The 18,164-nt window shown below is 40.7% G+C and carries 19 protein-coding genes; 7 read left to right on the top strand and 12 right to left on the bottom strand.

What is annotated here, in order from left to right; genetic code table 11:
* The first annotated feature begins 36 nt into the window (after window positions 1-36).
* Window positions 37-1,068, top strand: coding sequence for a lipase secretion chaperone (locus GW12_RS11870; RefSeq protein ID WP_034587739.1), 1,032 nt, complete (start codon window positions 37-39; stop codon window positions 1,066-1,068).
* 535 nt (window positions 1,069-1,603) lie between these two features.
* Window positions 1,604-2,587, top strand: a complete 984-nt coding sequence (locus GW12_RS11865) for a triacylglycerol lipase (protein WP_034587797.1) — start codon at window positions 1,604-1,606, stop codon at window positions 2,585-2,587.
* 61 nt (window positions 2,588-2,648) lie between these two features.
* Here GW12_RS11865 and rplS read toward each other — a convergent pair whose 3' ends face one another.
* The 12 genes from rplS to ispH form a co-directional block, all read right to left on the bottom strand.
* Complete coding sequence (gene rplS, locus GW12_RS11860; protein ID WP_004787066.1) at window positions 2,649-3,020, bottom strand: 50S ribosomal protein L19; 372 nt, start codon at window positions 3,018-3,020, stop codon at window positions 2,649-2,651.
* A gap of 176 nt (window positions 3,021-3,196) precedes the next feature.
* Entirely contained in the window at window positions 3,197-3,946 is a 750-nt protein-coding gene (trmD, locus tag GW12_RS11855; protein WP_034587795.1) for a tRNA (guanosine(37)-N1)-methyltransferase TrmD, read from the bottom strand.
* 41 nt (window positions 3,947-3,987) lie between these two features.
* On the bottom strand, window positions 3,988-4,536 hold the full coding sequence (gene rimM / locus GW12_RS11850; RefSeq protein ID WP_034587737.1) for a ribosome maturation factor RimM: 549 nt from the start codon (window positions 4,534-4,536) through the stop codon (window positions 3,988-3,990).
* Window positions 4,537-4,565: 29 nt separating this feature from the next.
* Entirely contained in the window at window positions 4,566-4,823 is a 258-nt protein-coding gene (gene rpsP / locus GW12_RS11845) for a 30S ribosomal protein S16 (protein WP_034587736.1), read from the bottom strand.
* Between the two features lie 125 nt (window positions 4,824-4,948).
* Window positions 4,949-5,392, bottom strand: coding sequence for a type IV pilin protein (locus GW12_RS11840; RefSeq protein WP_034587734.1), 444 nt, complete (start codon window positions 5,390-5,392; stop codon window positions 4,949-4,951).
* Window positions 5,386-5,838, bottom strand: a complete 453-nt coding sequence (locus GW12_RS11835; protein WP_034587733.1) for a type IV pilin protein — start codon at window positions 5,836-5,838, stop codon at window positions 5,386-5,388. Before GW12_RS11835 ends, GW12_RS11840 begins: the two co-directional genes overlap by 7 nt.
* Before the next feature lie 10 nt (window positions 5,839-5,848).
* Window positions 5,849-9,919 carry a pilus assembly protein gene (locus GW12_RS11830; protein WP_034587732.1) on the bottom strand — a complete coding sequence of 1,357 codons (4,071 nt, stop codon included), beginning with the start codon at window positions 9,917-9,919 and terminating at the stop codon, window positions 5,849-5,851.
* Window positions 9,920-9,939: 20 nt separating this feature from the next.
* Window positions 9,940-10,713 carry a pilus assembly protein gene (locus GW12_RS11825; protein WP_034587729.1) on the bottom strand — a complete coding sequence of 258 codons (774 nt, stop codon included), beginning with the start codon at window positions 10,711-10,713 and terminating at the stop codon, window positions 9,940-9,942.
* Window positions 10,714-11,682 (bottom strand): PilW family protein, encoded by a 969-nt coding sequence (locus GW12_RS11820; protein ID WP_034587728.1) that lies wholly within the window; start codon window positions 11,680-11,682, stop codon window positions 10,714-10,716.
* Window positions 11,682-12,233, bottom strand: coding sequence for a type IV pilus modification protein PilV (pilV, locus tag GW12_RS11815; RefSeq protein ID WP_034587726.1), 552 nt, complete (start codon window positions 12,231-12,233; stop codon window positions 11,682-11,684). The genes GW12_RS11820 and pilV overlap by 1 nt, the downstream gene beginning before the upstream one ends.
* Before the next feature lie 2 nt (window positions 12,234-12,235).
* Window positions 12,236-12,721, bottom strand: coding sequence for a GspH/FimT family pseudopilin (locus GW12_RS15890; protein ID WP_034587724.1), 486 nt, complete (start codon window positions 12,719-12,721; stop codon window positions 12,236-12,238).
* Window positions 12,722-12,884: 163 nt separating this feature from the next.
* Window positions 12,885-13,835 (bottom strand): 4-hydroxy-3-methylbut-2-enyl diphosphate reductase, encoded by a 951-nt coding sequence (ispH, locus tag GW12_RS11805; protein ID WP_034587722.1) that lies wholly within the window; start codon window positions 13,833-13,835, stop codon window positions 12,885-12,887.
* Window positions 13,836-13,969: 134 nt separating this feature from the next.
* Here ispH and gmk point away from each other — a divergent pair, with 134 nt between their 5' ends.
* The 5 genes from gmk to GW12_RS11780 all read left to right on the top strand — a co-directional run bounded on the left by gmk (window position 13,970) and on the right by GW12_RS11780 (window position 18,111).
* Complete coding sequence (gene gmk, locus GW12_RS11800) at window positions 13,970-14,593, top strand: guanylate kinase (RefSeq protein WP_034587720.1); 624 nt, start codon at window positions 13,970-13,972, stop codon at window positions 14,591-14,593.
* Window positions 14,594-14,667: 74 nt separating this feature from the next.
* Window positions 14,668-14,949, top strand: coding sequence for a DNA-directed RNA polymerase subunit omega (gene rpoZ / locus GW12_RS11795; protein WP_034587719.1), 282 nt, complete (start codon window positions 14,668-14,670; stop codon window positions 14,947-14,949).
* A gap of 217 nt (window positions 14,950-15,166) precedes the next feature.
* Window positions 15,167-17,269: a bifunctional (p)ppGpp synthetase/guanosine-3',5'-bis(diphosphate) 3'-pyrophosphohydrolase gene (locus GW12_RS11790; protein ID WP_034587717.1), complete on the top strand. Its 2,103-nt coding sequence runs from the start codon at window positions 15,167-15,169 to the stop codon at window positions 17,267-17,269.
* A 75-nt stretch (window positions 17,270-17,344) separates the two neighbouring features.
* Window positions 17,345-17,728, top strand: coding sequence for a RidA family protein (locus tag GW12_RS11785; protein WP_034587715.1), 384 nt, complete (start codon window positions 17,345-17,347; stop codon window positions 17,726-17,728).
* A gap of 188 nt (window positions 17,729-17,916) precedes the next feature.
* On the top strand, window positions 17,917-18,111 hold the full coding sequence (locus tag GW12_RS11780) for a bacterioferritin-associated ferredoxin (protein WP_034587713.1): 195 nt from the start codon (window positions 17,917-17,919) through the stop codon (window positions 18,109-18,111).
* Window positions 18,112-18,164: the final 53 nt, after the last annotated feature.

The following is an 18,164-nucleotide window of genomic DNA, read 5'->3' as shown; positions in this document are numbered from 1 at the left end:
ATCTCTTAAGAAAAACAAAATAAAGGTGCATAGGACATGCAGAAATATAAAATCTGGATCATTGCGGCATTAGTGATCCTGTGTCTAGTCACGCTAGTATTGTGGCTCTCTCCAAAAGATGAACAGCAAAGAAAAAATCAGCAAAAAGGCGCACAGGCTGCCATGCTTAGAACTGAAAATAATGCCACGAATGTGATGAATTCAAGTGGAGGTATGTTCACTAGCCCGAGCCAGCAGGACACTGAAATTAACTGTCAGATACAGCTGGATAATGGCAATCACCTGATTGTGAACGAGCAGACCCGCAACTGTTTTGAATATTTCATTACCCAGTTCGGTGAAAAGACCATTGAGCAGATCACGCAGGATTTTAAAGCTTATATTTCTGAAAATCATAAAGAGCCGGTCTTGAGGCAAATTCTGGATCTTTGGGATCGTTATATGCAGTACCGGCAAAGTCTGGGTGAACTAACACCACCAGCCGGTCTAGATCAGGAAGATCCTGCTTATTACCGCAGCATTTATGCCAACACCAAAAACCTGCGCAAACGCTTCTTTTCTGATTATGAAATTGAAGGCCTGTTTGGTACTGAAAATACCTATCACGAATATACCTTAGACCGTATGGAGGTGATGGCGGATAAAAGCCTGAGCGAAGCTGAAAAAGCCCAGAAACTGAAAGAGCTGTTTGAACAGCTGCCAGAAGACTGGCAGGAAAATCTGGAACAGCTGAATAAACTGGAAGATCTACGTAAACTTACGGCTGATATTAAAGCCCGTGGCGGTTCCGCCGAGGAAATCCGCCAGATGCGTTTAAATCTGGTCGGTCCTGAAGCCACTCAGCGTTTAGAACATCTGGACAGTGAACGTGCTACTTGGAAAGCTGATGTCACGCATTATTTAACTGAACGTGACAGTATTATGAAAAGTGGTATGAATGACGGTGCCAAGCAAAAAGCGGTGGAACAACTACGTGCCCAGCATTTTAAAGAACCAGGAGACCGCCTACGTGTGGAAACCTTTGAAAAGGTCTATGATCAAGGTGGTAAACTGCCTTTTGTCGATTAACATTTTCTAAATTTTTTAGAGGTTGTAACGAGATCAGTTATAACCTTTTTTTATTTTGAAATTCTGCCATTTTCACCTAAACATCCCGACTGATTATTCAAGCTGATTAAAAATGAATGCCATTCATCTATTTAAATGTTAAATCATGATTTCTTACAATATAGTTTTCATACAATAATTTCATAATAATTATTAATTTTCAATAACTTAAATTTTAAAACAATGTACTCTCATCAGTCTTTACCATTTATCTATTTTTAAAGCCTGCTCCTGACCTCAAATGATATGGCTTTGCCCTATCAGCATGAAAAAATACGCTGGCGTAAAATTCATTTGTTCTTTGTTTGAGGATAAAGACGGTATTTTTAAATTCAGACGTTCAACGCTAATTCAGCATCAGTATTTAAGGGAATTCATATCAATCGGAATGTTCTTCAATATCAGGAAAGTACTTTCTCACAACAACAATAGCTGATTGGACTAAGTAAAACATGGCTAGGACAGCCTTTAGAAAACAACAATAGAGGTCATCATGATGAAAATTAAACTCTTGGCAGCAAGCCTCGTATTGGCGGGTACCTGCTTTAATGTACAGGCTTCAACCCAGGCAAAACAGGTCACTGCAAAAGCCAGTTCCACCTATGCCAAAACCAAATATCCAATTGTGTTCACCCACGGGATGGCTGGCTTTATCACTGTAGGTACCGATCAGTTTGGTCTGGACTACTGGTATCAGATTTTGCCTGATTTAGCGCGTAATGGTGCCAATGTCTGGGCGACCCGCGTTTCACCGTTTAACTCGACCGAAATTCGTGGTGAACAATTATTAGAACAAGTAAAAGAAATCCGTGCCATCACCGGTGCTGATAAGGTCAATCTGATCGGCCATTCCCATGGCGGTCCAACCATCCGCTATGTGGCTGGGGTTAAACCTAAATTTGTCGCTTCACTGACGGCTGTTGGTGCAACCAACAAAGGTTCCCCTGTTTCGGATCTGATTTTAACCATTCGGGATGCTGCCCCGATCTTGGAAACGCCTGTGGTAAGTGTGGTGAATTTATTATCTAGAACCATTACCTGGGCGCAGGGTCTGGATCCAAACAGCTTCCCACATAACTCACTGGCGAGTGCAGAAAGCCTGAGTACTCAAGGTGCCGCTAAATTCAATCAGCTTTATCCTCAAGGTGTTCCAAGCAATTGTGGTGAAGGTGCTCCTACATGGAAACATGCGAATGGCGTGATTTACAATTATTCCTTTACGGGTACAGGTACCGTCACTAACTTACTTGATCCTGACAGCATCTTGAAAGCAACTAGTCTGCTCATCAATGGTGGCCGAGATAATGATGGTCTGGTACCACGCTGTAGTGCCAAATTTGGTAAAACCATCCGTGATGACTATAACTGGAACCATCTGGATGAAGTGAACCAGGTACTGGGTTTAAAAGCACTGTTCGCACCAGATCCGGTAGATGTTTACCGTCAGCATGCCAACCGTCTAAAACAGCAAGGTTTATAAAATTCAGGCATAAAAAAATGCGCCAAACGGCGCATTTTTTCGCTTTAAAGCAAGGTCAAAATTAACCTTGTTTACGAGCTGGTAATTTTTCACGAATACGTGCAGCTTTACCAGACAGTTCGCGTAGGTAGTAAAGTTTAGCACGACGAACGTCACCACGACGTTTCACTTCGATTTTAGCAACGATTGGAGAGTGAGTTTGGAATACACGCTCAACACCAACGCCGCTAGAGATTTTGCGTACTGTGAACGCAGAGTTCAAACCACGGTTTTTCTTAGCAATTACAACGCCTTCAAACGCCTGTAAACGCTCACGGTCACCTTCTTTTACTTTTACTTGAACAACTACTGTGTCACCTGGTGCAAAAGCAGGGATATCTTGTTTCAACTGTGCATTTTCAACAGCTTGTACTAAAGGATGTTTACCGCTCATGGGGTATCTCCAATAATGTGTGGGTCAGAAGAGGTCTGAGTTCCACTGGGTATAGAGGCTAAATCGCATAGACCCGGTTATCTTTCCCTTTATGCTTGACCACTTCAATGCATAAAGAGCCTAATTCTTAAATACTGGAAACATGATTGTTTCAGTATGCGCTCGGACGACAATAATTAGTTATTGTGACCTTGCAAATCTGCTAGCCATTTCTTTTGCTGCTTGGTCAGTTCCACTTTTTCCACCAGCTCGGGCCGGCGTTCCAAAGTGCGCTGATAACGCTGCAAAAACCGCCATTTTTCAATATTGGCATGATGTCCCGATTTCAATACTTCTGGCACATCCATACCTTCAAAATGGTCTGGCTTGGTATATTGTGGGCAATCTAAAAGACCATCCACAAATGAGTCTTGAACGTGTGATTGTTCGTCGGACATCGCACCCGGAAGTCTCCGGATAATGCTGTCTAACAGAACCATCGCAGGAAGCTCACCACCCGATAACACGTAATCACCTATTGACCATTCCTGATCAACGTATTTCTGGATTAAACGTTCATCGACACCTTCATAACGACCACAAAGTACAATCAATCCGTCATAGTTTACGAACTCTTGTACCGCAGGTTCATTTAAGGTTTTTCCTTGTGGTGACATATACACCACAGGAACATGAACTGCTCCCGCTTGCGCTGCAAGCTCTTTGGCACGGTTTATTGCTTTCGCCAGAGGCTCAGCCATCATCACCATACCGGGACCACCACCAAATGGACGTTCATCCACCCGTTTGTAATTCCCTTCAGCAAATTCCCGTGGATTAATACAATAAATCTGTATCAAGTCACGTTTTGCTGCGCGCCCGCTAATGCCGTAGGCTGTAATCGCTTCAAACATTTCAGGAAAAAGCGTTATGACTGCAAAGAACACCGCAGACTCCTCATTTTCCTGCTGCATTAATTTTGACAGGATTAATAATCCACGCCCCAATTAACGTAAATACGACCAGCTTCGAGATCAACTCGCTGTACCACATCTTTATGCCATGGAATCATTCGCTCTTCACCATCGACGCTGTCAGCAGTAGCGCGAACCACCATTACGTCATTGGCACCTGTTTCAAACAGTTCATGGATTTGACCGAGATTCACTTCCTGCTCATTTTCATCCAGACCTAACACGGTTAAGCCTTTCAAATCTGACCAGTAGTACTCGTCCACACCCGGTTGAGGCAGTTGCGATTTTGATATCCAGATATTTGCGCCAACCAAGTTATCTGCTGCTGTGCGATCAGTCACACCCTTCAGCGAAACAACCAGACCTTTGCCATGTGGTTTCCAACGTTTTACATCTACAGTTTGCCAACCTGCTTTGGTCTCAATGTACCAAGGAAGATAGTCAAACATGTTGCTCATAGGTTCCGTGTTGGAATAAACCCAGAGCCACCCATTTAATCCATATGCTGAACGTAACTGTCCAATCTGAATACGATCTTCGGGAACATTCTGTGTTGGTGTCATGGGCTCACTACTACCTAATTCGTTAAAAATTATGCAGCAGCTGCAGCTTTCTTAGCTTGAGCAGCTAAAGAAGCAACACGTTCAGAAGGTTGAGCGCCTTGAGCAACCCAGTGTGCAAAACGGTCAGCATCTAAACGAAGTTTTTCTGCTTTACCTTGAGCTGTAGGGTTGAAGAAGCCAATACGTTCGATGAAACGACCGTCACGCGCATTGCGGCTATCAGTTACAACAACTTGATAGAACGGACGTTTTTTAGCACCACCGCGTGCTAGACGAATTACGACCATGTTAATACTCTCACATGTTAAACAAAGCTTTTTAAGTTCGAATGAACTAAAAAGGCGAATATTTTACGATATATTCGCCTAAAGGGAAAGATCAAAAAGTGTTTATCCACAATTTTGAATTTAGATTAGCGGCCGTCCCAGTTGGAAGTTGCTGTAGGGGTACAGGAGGAACCTTTAGTCCAACACCTGTATCCTTGATAGTTTAATACCAATTCGCCATTGCCATTCTGAGTGCTCGATGCCACCGGCTTGGCAGTCAATAACCACGTATCTCCAGTCACATCAGAAAGTTCAAATTCATACAGTTTTTTTGAAGCATTCGGATAATCCGATGACACCCCCAGATCACCTAAGGTCAAAGCATTTCCATTGGCTTTGACATAAGAGGAATTAAGTACTTTATAGCGTTGTAATAATCCAGCAATCCTGGTCATTTCAGCTTGAGCATCGACACGGTTAGCTTTAACAACATATTGAGTATAGCTTGGATAAGCGATAGCAGCTAAAATTCCAATTATTGCCACTACAATCATTAATTCAACTAATGTGAAACCTTTATCATTTACCATGGCTGACTTCCTGTTTGAGCACTATCATTCCAAGGCTCACATTTAAAATCCACATCACTCTCTAAACGTGATTTACACTTTAAACCTGTGCTACTCATAAGAAAATAATAGTTTTTAGGATCGGATGGCGGCTCTACTTTAATAAACCATCCTCGTCCTTGAACTCCATCACTCAACCCTTTATTTGTACTATCTAAATCATAGATATTTAAACTATATCCATCAGGAAGCATCACATTCGTGGTAGTGAAATTTCGATAATTAAAATTTCTGGCACGATACCGTTCTAATTGCTCAGCAACTTTTAATATTTCCTGCTGAGCTTTCGCCTCATTATTTTTCCTGATGGTTTCCTTATAGCTTGGTATAGCGATTGCAGCAATGATCGCAAGAATCACTACCACAATCATTAGCTCAATCAAGGTGAAACCTTTGCTATCCTGCATAAAATTTCTCCTAGCGCTCATACCAACGCTGTGAAATAAATTTCGTCTTACCTTGATATGTTTTCAGGGTTTTATCTGTTGGTAAGTTCAAAACCAAGCCACGTTTTTTGTCGATACCACCAAAACTGATACCAATATTTCCTTTACCTAATTCGATATCATCTGGACGCGATTCTTGTTCATAGCTTCCATCAGCATTTTTCTTTAAACATTGGCCATAAGGTAAACAGAATTGTTTGGCAACACTTTTCCCTCGTACGCCGCCGTAGCAATTTACGTCATCAATATCCACTGTAGCATCAAAAACACTGGTATATAAATCGTTAGCAATCACGACGTTGTCATTTAAGATACGGTTCTTATTAGCTAAAGGATAATACCATCCACCATATATTAAGGTTGTAGCAGTATTACCATCAGCATTTTCAACTAATTTATTACCGCCAGAACCTGAAACACTTACATCTACTGTAGTTAGCTCACTATCAGACATTACAGGCAAGTTTCTCTTGGTGACATCCTTATCATAAACAACATACAGCGCATCACTCTGATCTGATTCAGACATTGGGAAACTTAGGTTACCTGAGCCAATTGTCACTACACCAAATAATCCATTGCCCTCATTATGAACACTAAATGTTGGCGTGCTATAAAAACGCGGAACATTTGATGATGTAGACATATCCATAATTCGGACAGCACGTTTGGCAAAATTAGTACTTTCACCTGCTGATTTTGATGAATCCAAATCGACTCGCCATAATTGACCACCTAAGTCCCCAAAGTATAAGTGATCTGCAAGACCATCATTATTTCTATCAATAGCTTTAATTTGACTGACCACACTACGCTTCATGTTTGCAACATGCAGCGAATCAGAAGAAGCTGCGCTTTCATCAGCATGCGCACTCGCCCACCAGAGCAGAGAACCATCTTCTGCATCAAATACATATACACCAGCACCTTTATCTGTACTTGATGAAGGTCGGAAATTTAAATTCTCATAAGCATCGTCATAACCACCACCTACGATCATGACTAACTTACGTGTACCTTTCCAGTTCACCCAGGTAATCGTTGGTTTTGACCAACTTTGTCCCATATAACTTAATGGGCTATATGCTGCCGCGCTCTGTGGATCAATTCTAAATTTGATTTTTGGTGTTCCACCTGATGAAGTGACATCAGATAAATCCAGAGCATAATAGCTTCTGCCTCCCATTCTGAGACCGCCATAAAGCCACTGTTTACCATTCTTAACACTCACTACAGGCTCATTTGCAGAACTACCGCTTTGAGTTGCGTATTCAGTATAGGCTGTCCATTGTCCATCTATACCATATTTCAATAAATTGCCTTGTTGAAGCTGATTTAAAAAGCCCTGATACTGATTTTCAATCATTTCATTTGGCACGAAAGTAAATACTTCTTTGCCCGCATCAGAATCAGAAGCACTATCACCTGCACGCACAATATGTAATAAACCTTGGGTTGTACCAAAGACTATCAGATCATCTCGATTAATATAGGTTAAATCGCCTGTCTGGGTATCAAACTTCGTTTTACCTTCTTGTGTAATCAATATTGGCTTAGAGTGCATAACTGCACCCATTTGTCTTAATGTCGCATTTGCATTAGTCAAGAAATTGCTAAAGGTTGTTTGCGCTCCAGTGGTATTGCTTGCTAATTGAGTCGCTAAAGCTGATGTCACGTCATAGCCAAATAAAGCTGCAATATATCCACGTTTAGGATCTTTAGCATAGTTATTTACATTATTAAGGACTTTTAGATCACTGGTTTTAATCTGTAATAAGTTCGAGTTATTGGAAACTGTAGTAACCTGGCCATCCTCTGTGATTTTTCGATCAGTAAAAATTTTACGTTCTACATTATTATTCATACCAAGTTTAAGCTGACTTAAAGCACCACCTACAAGTACCTCTATATCCTCTTCTATTTCAACATTATTTACAGTTTTGATTTTAGTAATCATTTTTTTAATAGATGTATCAGCCCAATAGTCTTCTGGACTATCTACACTGACACCAGTTTCTTCATCAACAATTTTGTTATTATTTTTATCGCGAAGAATATTGTTAACAACTTTATATTTCTTTAAGTTACCAATCCATGTGGTTACCTGTGCATCAGGTGCTGGATCAAATTGAGGAAAATAACCCCAAGGTTGAATATTCTGAGTATCTAAATTATCGACAGGTACAGTAACTGAGCCCGTTGTGACAGGAGGAATATATTTCTGTAATTTTTTAAGGAAAGATAAAACGCTGCTGACTACAGCTTGGTCATCACTCCCCTTATAAAAACCACCTCCTCCAATTTCTCCCCATTTCTGAGCATCCGCTATATCATTTACATAGTTATCGTTTGAAACAGCACCTGACATATAATCACCAAACCCAACTACAGCTGTTTTAATAGCAACACCTGTTGGATTATTGTTCAGAAGCGTATAAGCATAATCTCCTATACACTGCCAGTTCTTTCTATCATGGTCACCTCTATCATAATAATTACTTTTCTTTCCTAAATAGGTATTTGTGCAATCAAAGGAAGTATCATCCCCTAAAGATTTTTGCATTATGGATCTAGCTGAAACATCTTGTGTATATTCAGGAACACCATCAGTAAGAAAATATATTCCTTGCGTATTACATTGTTTACTACTATTCACCGATGCGGGTGCCAGATAGTTATCTCCATTTTGTATAGCAGTTTTACCACTAGATGAACTAAAACCACTGATATTACTAATACCTTTTGTAGTTTTACCCAACATATAGGCACCTACTTCCGCATAAGCAAATGCTGTAGGCGTACCGTTAGCTGCGCTTAAAGCTTTTACTGCACGAACCATTTTGTTCCGATGGGTATCATAAGCGGTTCCTGTATACGTTTTTATCTGATTTGCAACAGCGGTAGCCTGTTGTGTCCGCTCCTCAGTCTTTATATCTGTTCTTTGCTGAGTCTCTTGCTTTCTTACAGTTCTAGTTTCTGTTCTAGTAACAGTTCTTTCTTGTCGCTGGCAATTAGCACCACAACTATATGGGGTCCCTGGTGTACCATAAACATCTGCTGAAGTGGTACTACCAGATACAGCTGTTGATCCAGTAGTAGTTGAACTTACATTTCCTTCACTAATGGAGATTTCATTCCAATTAGTTATAGAATTCCAATTAGAGAAAGTATAATTATTATCAATATCTCTATACAAAGTATAATTATCTGTCACCTGCTCAGGAGTTAATATGCTATTTTCCCAAGTTTTACAGGATAAATTAGAACTATCATTCGGTGCATTCCACTCTATACACTGTTGTACTACTCTCTCTCCTCGAACTACTTCAACAGTAGGTGAAGAATCGGTGACAACTTCACTTCCCCACGCTGGATTAGTCCAATCCCCCCAACTACCACCTACATAAAGTCCATTTTCAGTCCATAGCCCATTATTAGTCCAGGATATTGCAGACCAGTCTCCCCATGCTCTCCAACTAGAACTACTATTTCTTCTTGTTCTATCACTTGTTTGTTTCCCTACTCTAATTCTACTTTCAGTTGTTTCAAGAGTTCTTTGCCTTAATAGAGTTCTTTTCGAGGTTCTTGTTTGAACTCGAGTACCAGTATATGTACTTGGCACAACTATTCTATAAATTTCTTTAGTGCCTAAATTGTCAGATGAACCAAGTGATTTAGCTTCCAGCTTAATTCGACCCGTATTATGCCCAAATTCAGACAAACCAACCCACAATTTATCAGGAAGCGGCTCAACCCCTTTAGACTCATTACCAAGTAATAGATTAATCATACCTTCTTTTAGTAATTCAAGCCGTGTTTTCCGGCTGCCAGTACACAGACTCTTACTTGGTGTACTGCTTCCATTATCACAGAAGTCCATACTTCCAGATACATCCATCATAAACATGATAGTTGTATCTGAACTTCGAGGTGCCTTATATAACTCCACATCACTTGCAAAACTAGGTAAAGCAGAACAAATTAAAGAGGTCATAATTGCTGAATGAACAGCGACTGTTAATTTTTTATATTTTGTTTTCATTTTCAAAATCCCCAAATTTCTTAGCTCTTAGATGCATAACTAATCACGGCATAATCCATGACCTGCTGACTATAAGGAACACCCAATTTACTAAAACATTCTGCAACTGTTTCCTGTCCGGGATATTGATCAGACTTCACATTGATATGCTTTTTAAAACAATCATTTATATCTGCACTAAATGAGCCCCAGCCACTACCTGAACCACTCGCAGCACCAGGAATTATAGTAGTAACTACTACTTGAACAGGCTGTACTTGATCTAGTTGAACTGTCGTTACATCAGTTCCCAAAGGATAAAATTTGAATGGAACATCTGTTTGCATACTACTTTTCTTAACAGCCACTTGAGAGATCATAAAATCACGGCTACTACTATAATCTGCAGAGGTATACTGACAGAAACCAGTTGTACCCATTTCTGAATTATTGATGCCATTATTATTATCAGTAGGATAAATAATACTCGCTTTGTTAATATCAAATACTTTCGCCTGATTCTTTGGTCTAAAACAAAATACTAATTCTTTGTTCATAAACGCATCAGACTTTACCATGCCGAATAGACCTAAAGAGCTTAAATTTTTCTGGAAAATGACTGAATCCTGATTATCTCTTTCTAATGCAAAAAATACCGCATCTGCAGTCTGCTTCATTAAACTTTGTGCCTGGCTGTTAGTTGCCACATTCAAACCCACCAAACTTTGCTTAACCGCTAAAGTTCCTATAAGAACCATAAATATCAGCACAAACAATACAACTATTAATGTTGCTCCTCGTTGATATTGCTTCATTTATAACTCCTCCATAAGACCATAGCCATTTCTTAAAGCAACGGTTTGACTAACAACATCTCTCACATATTTTTCAGTCAAACTTGAATTAAGCGTGACATCAGAATTTAGGACTCTAAAAGAGTTAGGTAACGCATCATTTCCGCTAATCGTGTCATATCCACGAACTAAAGCCCCTATTTGCACAGACATGATACGAGCACGTGGATTGCCATCTTTTTCCAAACTATTGTCTGCCCCGATATATTCATCAATAGTCATATAACTAAATTCATCAGAGTCATTTTGTTTGACTCCCAGCAAAACATGGAAATAATCCACACGACGCATAATTATTTGACCATTGTCACCAAAATTTTGTATCCCTGTAGGCAAATCATCGGTAGCAACTAAGCTTTTGTAACGGCCTGCATCACAAGCTAAAGCCAAATCTTTAGTGTCCCCATCTGCTCTTAAAAAATATCGCTGTACAATGAATAAACCTTGATCAATTTCATCTTGAGTTATGGCATTACCTTCACAATCAAAACCATTTGGATCGAATGCTTTGTATTGAATAACCAGTTGATCACTCGCCACATTTACATTACTTGGCCCGACTTTAGATCTAGTGAGTTTTGCTATATCTACGGATGAATTTTGTAAATAGAGAGGAAGATTGGCAGATTGAATTTCTTTATCTTCTTCTGTCAATGATGCATAACTTTTAAAACTTGTTAAAACAATGCCACTATATTTATTGCGATCATTAATAATGGATAAATCTGCATCTAAATTTGCAAGCTTTATATCCTTGATCAGATAATTCAAACCAAAATTACCGTTATCTTGTAGTTCAGCTAGGCTTTTCTGTAAATTATAATTAATACTACCCGTTAAGAAGAGCTGGAGACCTGCCCCAATAACAATTAGCCCTATAACCAAGGACACCATAAGCTCAATGAGGGTGAAGCCTTTAGAATATTTCATTAGTAAGCCTCCAAAACCACACATTTAGAATCGGATAAAAAGCTGCCATTATTGGTACACGCAGTATCACCACTACCATCGATCGGCTGAGTTTCTCCCCAAGCAACATAAACACAATAACGTTGCAAGCTCATACTACCTGGGCATTCATTAAGTGCGACTTTCATACCTGTTCTATATGCACGATATAAAATTTCATTTGCATCTTCTTGAGCAAAATCTTCACTTGAACATTTAGAAGCTCCTTTGCATGCAGGAGTGTGGCTGGATATCGAGTATTTTCCAGCCATTGCCTTACTATAAGCATCAATTAACTCTTCGACATCATCTGCACTCACAGGAATTGACTTAGATAAACCTGACTTATTCGCCCTCATCCTTTCAGATAAATCTCTTGCTAAATTCATTGCTTGAATACGACTCGAGGCATCTAACGACGCCTCCATGGCTCGAACTTGCAATACAGAGAATCCTAAAACCCCTATAGACAGTAGAATTAAGGCCACCAGTACTTCTACAAACCCTACACCTTGTTGGCTTTTTATTTTCATTATTAACACCCTCCAACAAATGCAGAAGTTTTACTGCTGGATACCCGCCCAAAATGGGTTAAAGAAATAAAATTTTCAGCTTCGCCATTGGTTATTGTTATCTCTAAATTTGCTGGTAATCCATCAACATTACCTTGGGGTAAAAATTTAATTGAACTTAAAGGCGGAGACATCGCTGTAGTAGACCAAGACCCGCCTGCACAAGTTCCTTCAATAAATTCTAAAGTTACACCTTCAACTGGATTCCAATAGCGGTTAACTGGATCGTCCTGACCATTTGTACCCAAATGCACAGTAATATCTTTACGATATAAAACAGCATCAGATCTCGCTTGGGTCAAAGATTTCTCTAAATCCGTAGTAGTTTTTTGTATTGATCGCTTGTCCATCGTGTCCTGAAATTTAGGAGCTGCGATAGTTGCAATAATCCCAAGTACTGCAATCGTTACCATCAGTTCAATCAATGTAAATCCGTTCTTTTTCTGCATACCCCCCCCGAAGGCAACAAAACTTTACCCTAATTATCATAATACTTAATTAATTTACACAACTAACACAGTTAAGGATGAATGGCATAAAAAAACAGATAACTGCAAAAAGTAGTTATCTGTTTTAAAAAAATTATAAATCAGGTGATAAGTGCGTCACATCTTAAGCTTGAGTGACTGGAATACGCAATTCTTTCGGTAAGCTAAAAGTAATATTCTCTTCTCTTCCATCTAATTCGTGCGGTGCCTGCGCACCCCAGTCCTGTAGCCGCTGAATCACCTGTTTAATTAGAATCTCTGGTGCGGAAGCTCCAGCAGTTACACCAATTTGAGATTTACCTGCAAACCATTCCTGCTTTAGCTCATCGGCATTATCGACTAGATAAGCAGCTTTACCCATACGTTCTGCCAGTTCACGCAAGCGGTTAGAGTTCGATGAGTTTGGTGAGCCGACGACAAGCACCACATCACAACGTGCTGCCAAATCACGTACCGCATCCTGGCGGTTTTGAGTGGCGTAACAGATATCATCTTTACGTGGTCCCTGAATATTGGGGAACTTTTTACGTAAGGCATCAATAACTTTGGCTGTATCATCGATCGATAAAGTCGTCTGGGTGACAAAAGCAACCCGATCTGGATTTCGGACATTTAAAGCTGCAACATCTTCCTCATCTTCAACTAAATAGATATCGCCACCATTTTTTTTATCATACTGCCCCATGGTGCCTTCTACTTCTGGGTGGCCCTCATGGCCAATCAAAATCGCCTCAATACCTTCACGGGCATATTTGGTGACTTCAATATGTACCTTGGTGACTAATGGACAGGTTGCGTCAAAAACTTTTAAACCGCGTCGTTCCGCTTCCAGCTGGACTGCTTTAGATACACCATGCGCACTGAAAATCACAATATTGTCATCTGGAACTTCATCCAGCTCATCGACAAAAATTGCGCCGCGCTGACGCAGGTCATCCACCACAAATTTGTTATGCACCACTTCATGCCGTACATAGATCGGCGGATTGAAACATTCTAAGGCACGGTTCACGATCGCAATGGCACGATCAACGCCGGCACAAAAACCACGCGGGTTGGCTAAAACAATTTCCATAGAATCCTCAATACTCACTCAATGTATGGCGTTACAATTGAAATAAATGTAAAACAATCGACGTACAACTATTTAGTTTAAAGCTGCTCTGCTCTAAAATAGAGAAGATATTTTATCATATCAGGAAAAATATCATGTCGGGTCTCTTGTTTGTCGTTTCTGCTGCGTCTGGAACAGGCAAAACATCCCTCGTTAAAGCATTACTTGAACGCGTCAATAATCTTCACGTTTCTGTTTCTCATACGACACGCGGGCAACGACCTGGCGAACTCGATGGCGTACATTATCATTTCTCAACCAAAGAAGACTTTTTAAATCTGGTCAATGAAGGCGGTTTCATTGAATATGCAGAAGTGTTTGGCAACTACTACGGTACTGCACAAGCCACTGTAAAAGAACAACTCGCCAAAGGCCACGATGTATTATTAGAAATCGACTGGCAAGGCGCACAACAGGTTCGTCGTTTATTTCCTGAATCCAAACAGATTTTCATTTTACCGCCAAGCCAGTTTGACCTGCGTCAACGTTTATCAAACCGCGGCACAGATTCTGTGGAAGTGATTGAACATCGCCTAAGCTGTGCGGTTGAAGACATGCAGCAATATGTTAATTTTGATTATGTGATTATTAATGATGACTTCAATAAGGCATTGCATGACCTCGAAGCTGTCATCATTGCTAACCGCTTGGTACTATCACAGCAGGCAAAACGTCATGAGAAACTGATTCAAGCTTTAATTACGCCAATGGAAGAGTGATTAAAACTTGAGTCTGCAGACAAAGCATTTTATACTTCGCAGTCTGTTAAAATATTATCCAAACGAGAATTCCTATGGCACGCGTAACCGTTGAAGATTGTTTAGACCATGTAGACAACCGCTTTGAGCTTGTACTAGTGGCAAGCAAACGCGCGCGTCAATTGGCACGTCAAGGCATTGAACCAACTGTAGAATGGGACAATGACAAACCGACTGTTGTTGCTCTACGTGAAATCGCAGCTGGTCATGTTTCTAAAGACATCCTGAAACAACGTGATCAAGATTACCAGGCATCTAGCCTTGACCTTGCACTTTCTGCAAATAATCTGAATTTAGATGGTTTTTCTTTCCAATAAGAGACCAATCTTTTAAAAAAGCCTAGTTTTTAACTAGGCTTTTTTATTTTGTGTCTTTTATATTCTGCATAGAACGGTTATAACATAAGGTTCAACAATTAAGTTTGTCTGATTTTTCTGTGAAGAAGAACAGAATAAATCGACAAACTTTGCGACTTGCATTTCTCCCATGTATTCGCATATTTTTTGTATAGAATTCAGTTTTTAAAGGTGTTATATGCCAGGCCCACAGGTCAGCCAAGCCAAGCAACAGCTTAATATTATCATCGACGCTTATTTGAGTGCCAGTGAAGTCGAGCGCGTGCTTGCGGCCTGTGATTATGCAGATATTGCACATGATGGCATTACCCGAAAAAGCGGCGAGCCTTACATTCTGCATCCGATTGCAGTGAGCTGTATTTTGGCACATATGCGTCTGGATACAGAAACATTGATGGCTGCCCTGCTGCACGACGTAATTGAAGATACTGAATTCACCAAAGAAGATATTACTGAAAAATTTGGCAAAACTGTGGCAGAGCTGGTCGATGGTGTGACGAAACTTAGCCATTCAAGTGATAAAGAATATAATAAAGCTGCTTCTTTCCGGAAAATCCTGCAAGCCACTTTACAGGATCCACGCGTCATTATTGTGAAACTGGCGGATCGTTATCACAATATGACTACTCTGGATGCGCTACGTCCCGATAAACGCGCGCGGATTGCCAAAGAAACTTTTGAAATTTTCGTACCGATGGCGCGTCTGGTCGGCATGAACGAGATGGCGGATAACCTGGAACACCTTTGTTACCAGAATCTCGATCTGGACATGTATAACAATGTACAGACTGCCTTACAGCAGACAAAGGCCAAACGCTGTGAATATCAAGCCATCTGGGAACAGAAACTGCACGAACTACTCGAAAAAAATGCCATTCAAGGCCGTATTAAAAAGAAAAACAATAACATCGAACTTCTTCGTCACTTCGTTAAAAATGACCTTAATCTGCAAGAACTGACCCATAGCCATGCCTTTGAAATTATTTTGCAGAGCATTGCTGACTGTGACCGTTTTGCTGAGCTATTAAAAGAAAGCTTCCAGGTTTTAAGTTTTGAAGATCATATTCGTCGCCCCCTACCGGGCGGCAACCAGTCCTTAAATATGCGTCTGAAAGGGATTAAAACCACTCTCTCGCTGACGATTCAAACTGAGTTAATGCGCAAAGCTGCTCGATTTGGTGTTGTATTGGGCGAGAATGCACCGCAGGCTTGCCGTTCTGCGATTCAGGCATCCATGCAGAATTTGAACGTGCTGGTAGATGGGGACTGTGCCAAGACCACCTTTAATGAATTGCTAGACTATCTGCATCAGGAAAAAATCTGGGTTTATACCCCACATGGCCAGCTGCATGAATTACCACAAGGCGCTACAGTGGTTGATTTTGCTTATTCCGCCAGCCTGTTCCTCGGCAACCATGCCGTTGGTGCCAAGATTGATGGAGAGACTAAACCGCTATCTACACCTTTAAATAGCGGACAGGTTGTTGAGATCATTACGGATGTGCTGGCCTCACCAAATCCGGACTGGCTTAGCTTTATCAATACCCAGAAAGCGCGTCGTGCCATTCAGAATATTCTGCGCGATCAGGATATTGAAGAGCAGCGTATGGTCGGTGAACAGGCACTGAATCGTGCCTTAAAACTATTTAACTATTCTATTAACAACCTGACTGATGCTGACTGGAATAATATTTTAGAATGGCGTCATATTCCAACTCGTGAACGTCTGTATGAACAAATTGCAGTAGGTGACTTATTACCACAGCTGGTTGCCAACCACCTATTTGCTCAAGATACTGAACATAGCACAAGCTCAAACCGTCTGATTAAAGGTACAGAAGGTGTCGACGTTAAATATGCGCACTGCTGTAATCCAGTTCTGGGCGATCCAATTCAAGGCCATCTGACTCGTCGTGGCTTGATTGTGCACCGTGCACGTTGTCCAAATCTGCTGCATGAGCAGCATTTGCATCCAGAAAATATCATGCCGCTGCACTGGACCGATGAAGACAATGAAGATATCAGCTTTACCGCTTATCTATCCATTGAAATACCCATGAATGATGAGCAGATTTCCGATCTGATCTATCAATGTCGTAAAGCGCATTCCGGTGTTGAATCGGTATGTAATCATGAGGGTAAGACTTATGTCAACGTGGTGGTGCATAACCGTAAGCAGATTGCCCAGCTGATCCGTGATCTGCGCATGCAATATGGCTTCCCGCGCATTAACCGTTTACCACAGCCAATCAGTATTGCAGAAGCCTCCAAGGCCAGTTAATCATTTATAACGATAATGCTTTTGCCCATGCAATTGTTCGAATATGATGTATGTTGATGATATAAGGAGTAATTGATGTCCCGCCAAGTGATCCATACTGAAAATGCCCCTGCTGCGATTGGTACTTATTCGCAAGCGATTCTTGTTGGTAATACTCTGTATCTTTCCGGTCAGATTGGCCTTGACCCATACAGCATGGAACTGGTAGAAGGCATCGAAGCTCAGATTCGTCGCGTATTTGATAACCTGAAAGCCGTTTGTGAAGCTGCAGGTGGTACACTGGCAGATATCGCCAAACTCAACATCTATCTCACAGATCTTTCTCACTTCCAGTTAGTCAACCAGATCATGGGTGAATATTTTGCCCAACCCTACCCTGCACGTGCTGCTTTGGGCGTTGCTAGCCTGCCTAAAGGCGCTCTAGTCGAAATGGATGGCATCGTAGTTATTAATCAATAACTTATAATCCATTAAAAGATACCACCCTTGTGCGAAAGCCCGAGTATTACTCGAATTTCTGCTTAGGTGGTATTTTTTTATCTAAAACAACTATCAGATTAAACGCATTTTCAAATGATTTTTATTGACAAACGATAATAATTATCAATAATACTACTTATCTTATTTCATCATTGTGGTTGGATCAGATGTACGTTTGTTTGTGCCGTGGCATTACCGATCAAGATATTAAAGAAGCAGTTGCAAATGGTGCGAAAAGCTACCGTGAAATCCGTGAATTGCTGGATCTTGGTACCTGTTGTGGCCGCTGTGCCCCAGAAGCGCGTATGATCATCAGTGATGAAGTAGCCCAAATTGCTGCCCGTCTGGCAGTGGCGGCATAAATCAATCCAAATTTATTTCTTATAATTATAATCTCTGTACACGACAAAAATAG

The organism is Acinetobacter sp. HR7 (assembly GCF_000773685.1).
Taxonomy (GTDB): Bacteria; Pseudomonadota; Gammaproteobacteria; order Pseudomonadales; family Moraxellaceae; genus Acinetobacter; species Acinetobacter thermotolerans.
This window is presented reverse-complemented; position numbering and strand designations above follow the sequence as displayed.

Coding starts and splice junctions, on each gene's coding strand:
- gmk (WP_034587720.1), top strand. CDS start 13,970: ATGTCGGGTCTCTTGTTTGTCGTTTCTGCTGCGTCTGGAACAGGCAAA.
- GW12_RS11830 (WP_034587732.1), bottom strand. CDS start 9,919: ATGAAAACAAAATATAAAAAATTAACAGTCGCTGTTCATTCAGCAATT.
- pilV (WP_034587726.1), bottom strand. CDS start 12,233: ATGAAAATAAAAAGCCAACAAGGTGTAGGGTTTGTAGAAGTACTGGTG.
- GW12_RS11870 (WP_034587739.1), top strand. CDS start 37: ATGCAGAAATATAAAATCTGGATCATTGCGGCATTAGTGATCCTGTGT.
- GW12_RS11840 (WP_034587734.1), bottom strand. CDS start 5,392: ATGGTAAATGATAAAGGTTTCACATTAGTTGAATTAATGATTGTAGTG.
- GW12_RS11865 (WP_034587797.1), top strand. CDS start 1,604: ATGAAAATTAAACTCTTGGCAGCAAGCCTCGTATTGGCGGGTACCTGC.
- GW12_RS11835 (WP_034587733.1), bottom strand. CDS start 5,838: ATGCAGGATAGCAAAGGTTTCACCTTGATTGAGCTAATGATTGTGGTA.
- rimM (WP_034587737.1), bottom strand. CDS start 4,536: ATGACACCAACACAGAATGTTCCCGAAGATCGTATTCAGATTGGACAG.
- GW12_RS11820 (WP_034587728.1), bottom strand. CDS start 11,682: ATGAAATATTCTAAAGGCTTCACCCTCATTGAGCTTATGGTGTCCTTG.
- GW12_RS15890 (WP_034587724.1), bottom strand. CDS start 12,721: ATGCAGAAAAAGAACGGATTTACATTGATTGAACTGATGGTAACGATT.
- GW12_RS11825 (WP_034587729.1), bottom strand. CDS start 10,713: ATGAAGCAATATCAACGAGGAGCAACATTAATAGTTGTATTGTTTGTG.
- rpoZ (WP_034587719.1), top strand. CDS start 14,668: ATGGCACGCGTAACCGTTGAAGATTGTTTAGACCATGTAGACAACCGC.
- ispH (WP_034587722.1), bottom strand. CDS start 13,835: ATGGAAATTGTTTTAGCCAACCCGCGTGGTTTTTGTGCCGGCGTTGAT.
- rplS (WP_004787066.1), bottom strand. CDS start 3,020: ATGAGCGGTAAACATCCTTTAGTACAAGCTGTTGAAAATGCACAGTTG.
- rpsP (WP_034587736.1), bottom strand. CDS start 4,823: ATGGTCGTAATTCGTCTAGCACGCGGTGGTGCTAAAAAACGTCCGTTC.
- GW12_RS11790 (WP_034587717.1), top strand. CDS start 15,167: ATGCCAGGCCCACAGGTCAGCCAAGCCAAGCAACAGCTTAATATTATC.
- GW12_RS11785 (WP_034587715.1), top strand. CDS start 17,345: ATGTCCCGCCAAGTGATCCATACTGAAAATGCCCCTGCTGCGATTGGT.
- GW12_RS11780 (WP_034587713.1), top strand. CDS start 17,917: ATGTACGTTTGTTTGTGCCGTGGCATTACCGATCAAGATATTAAAGAA.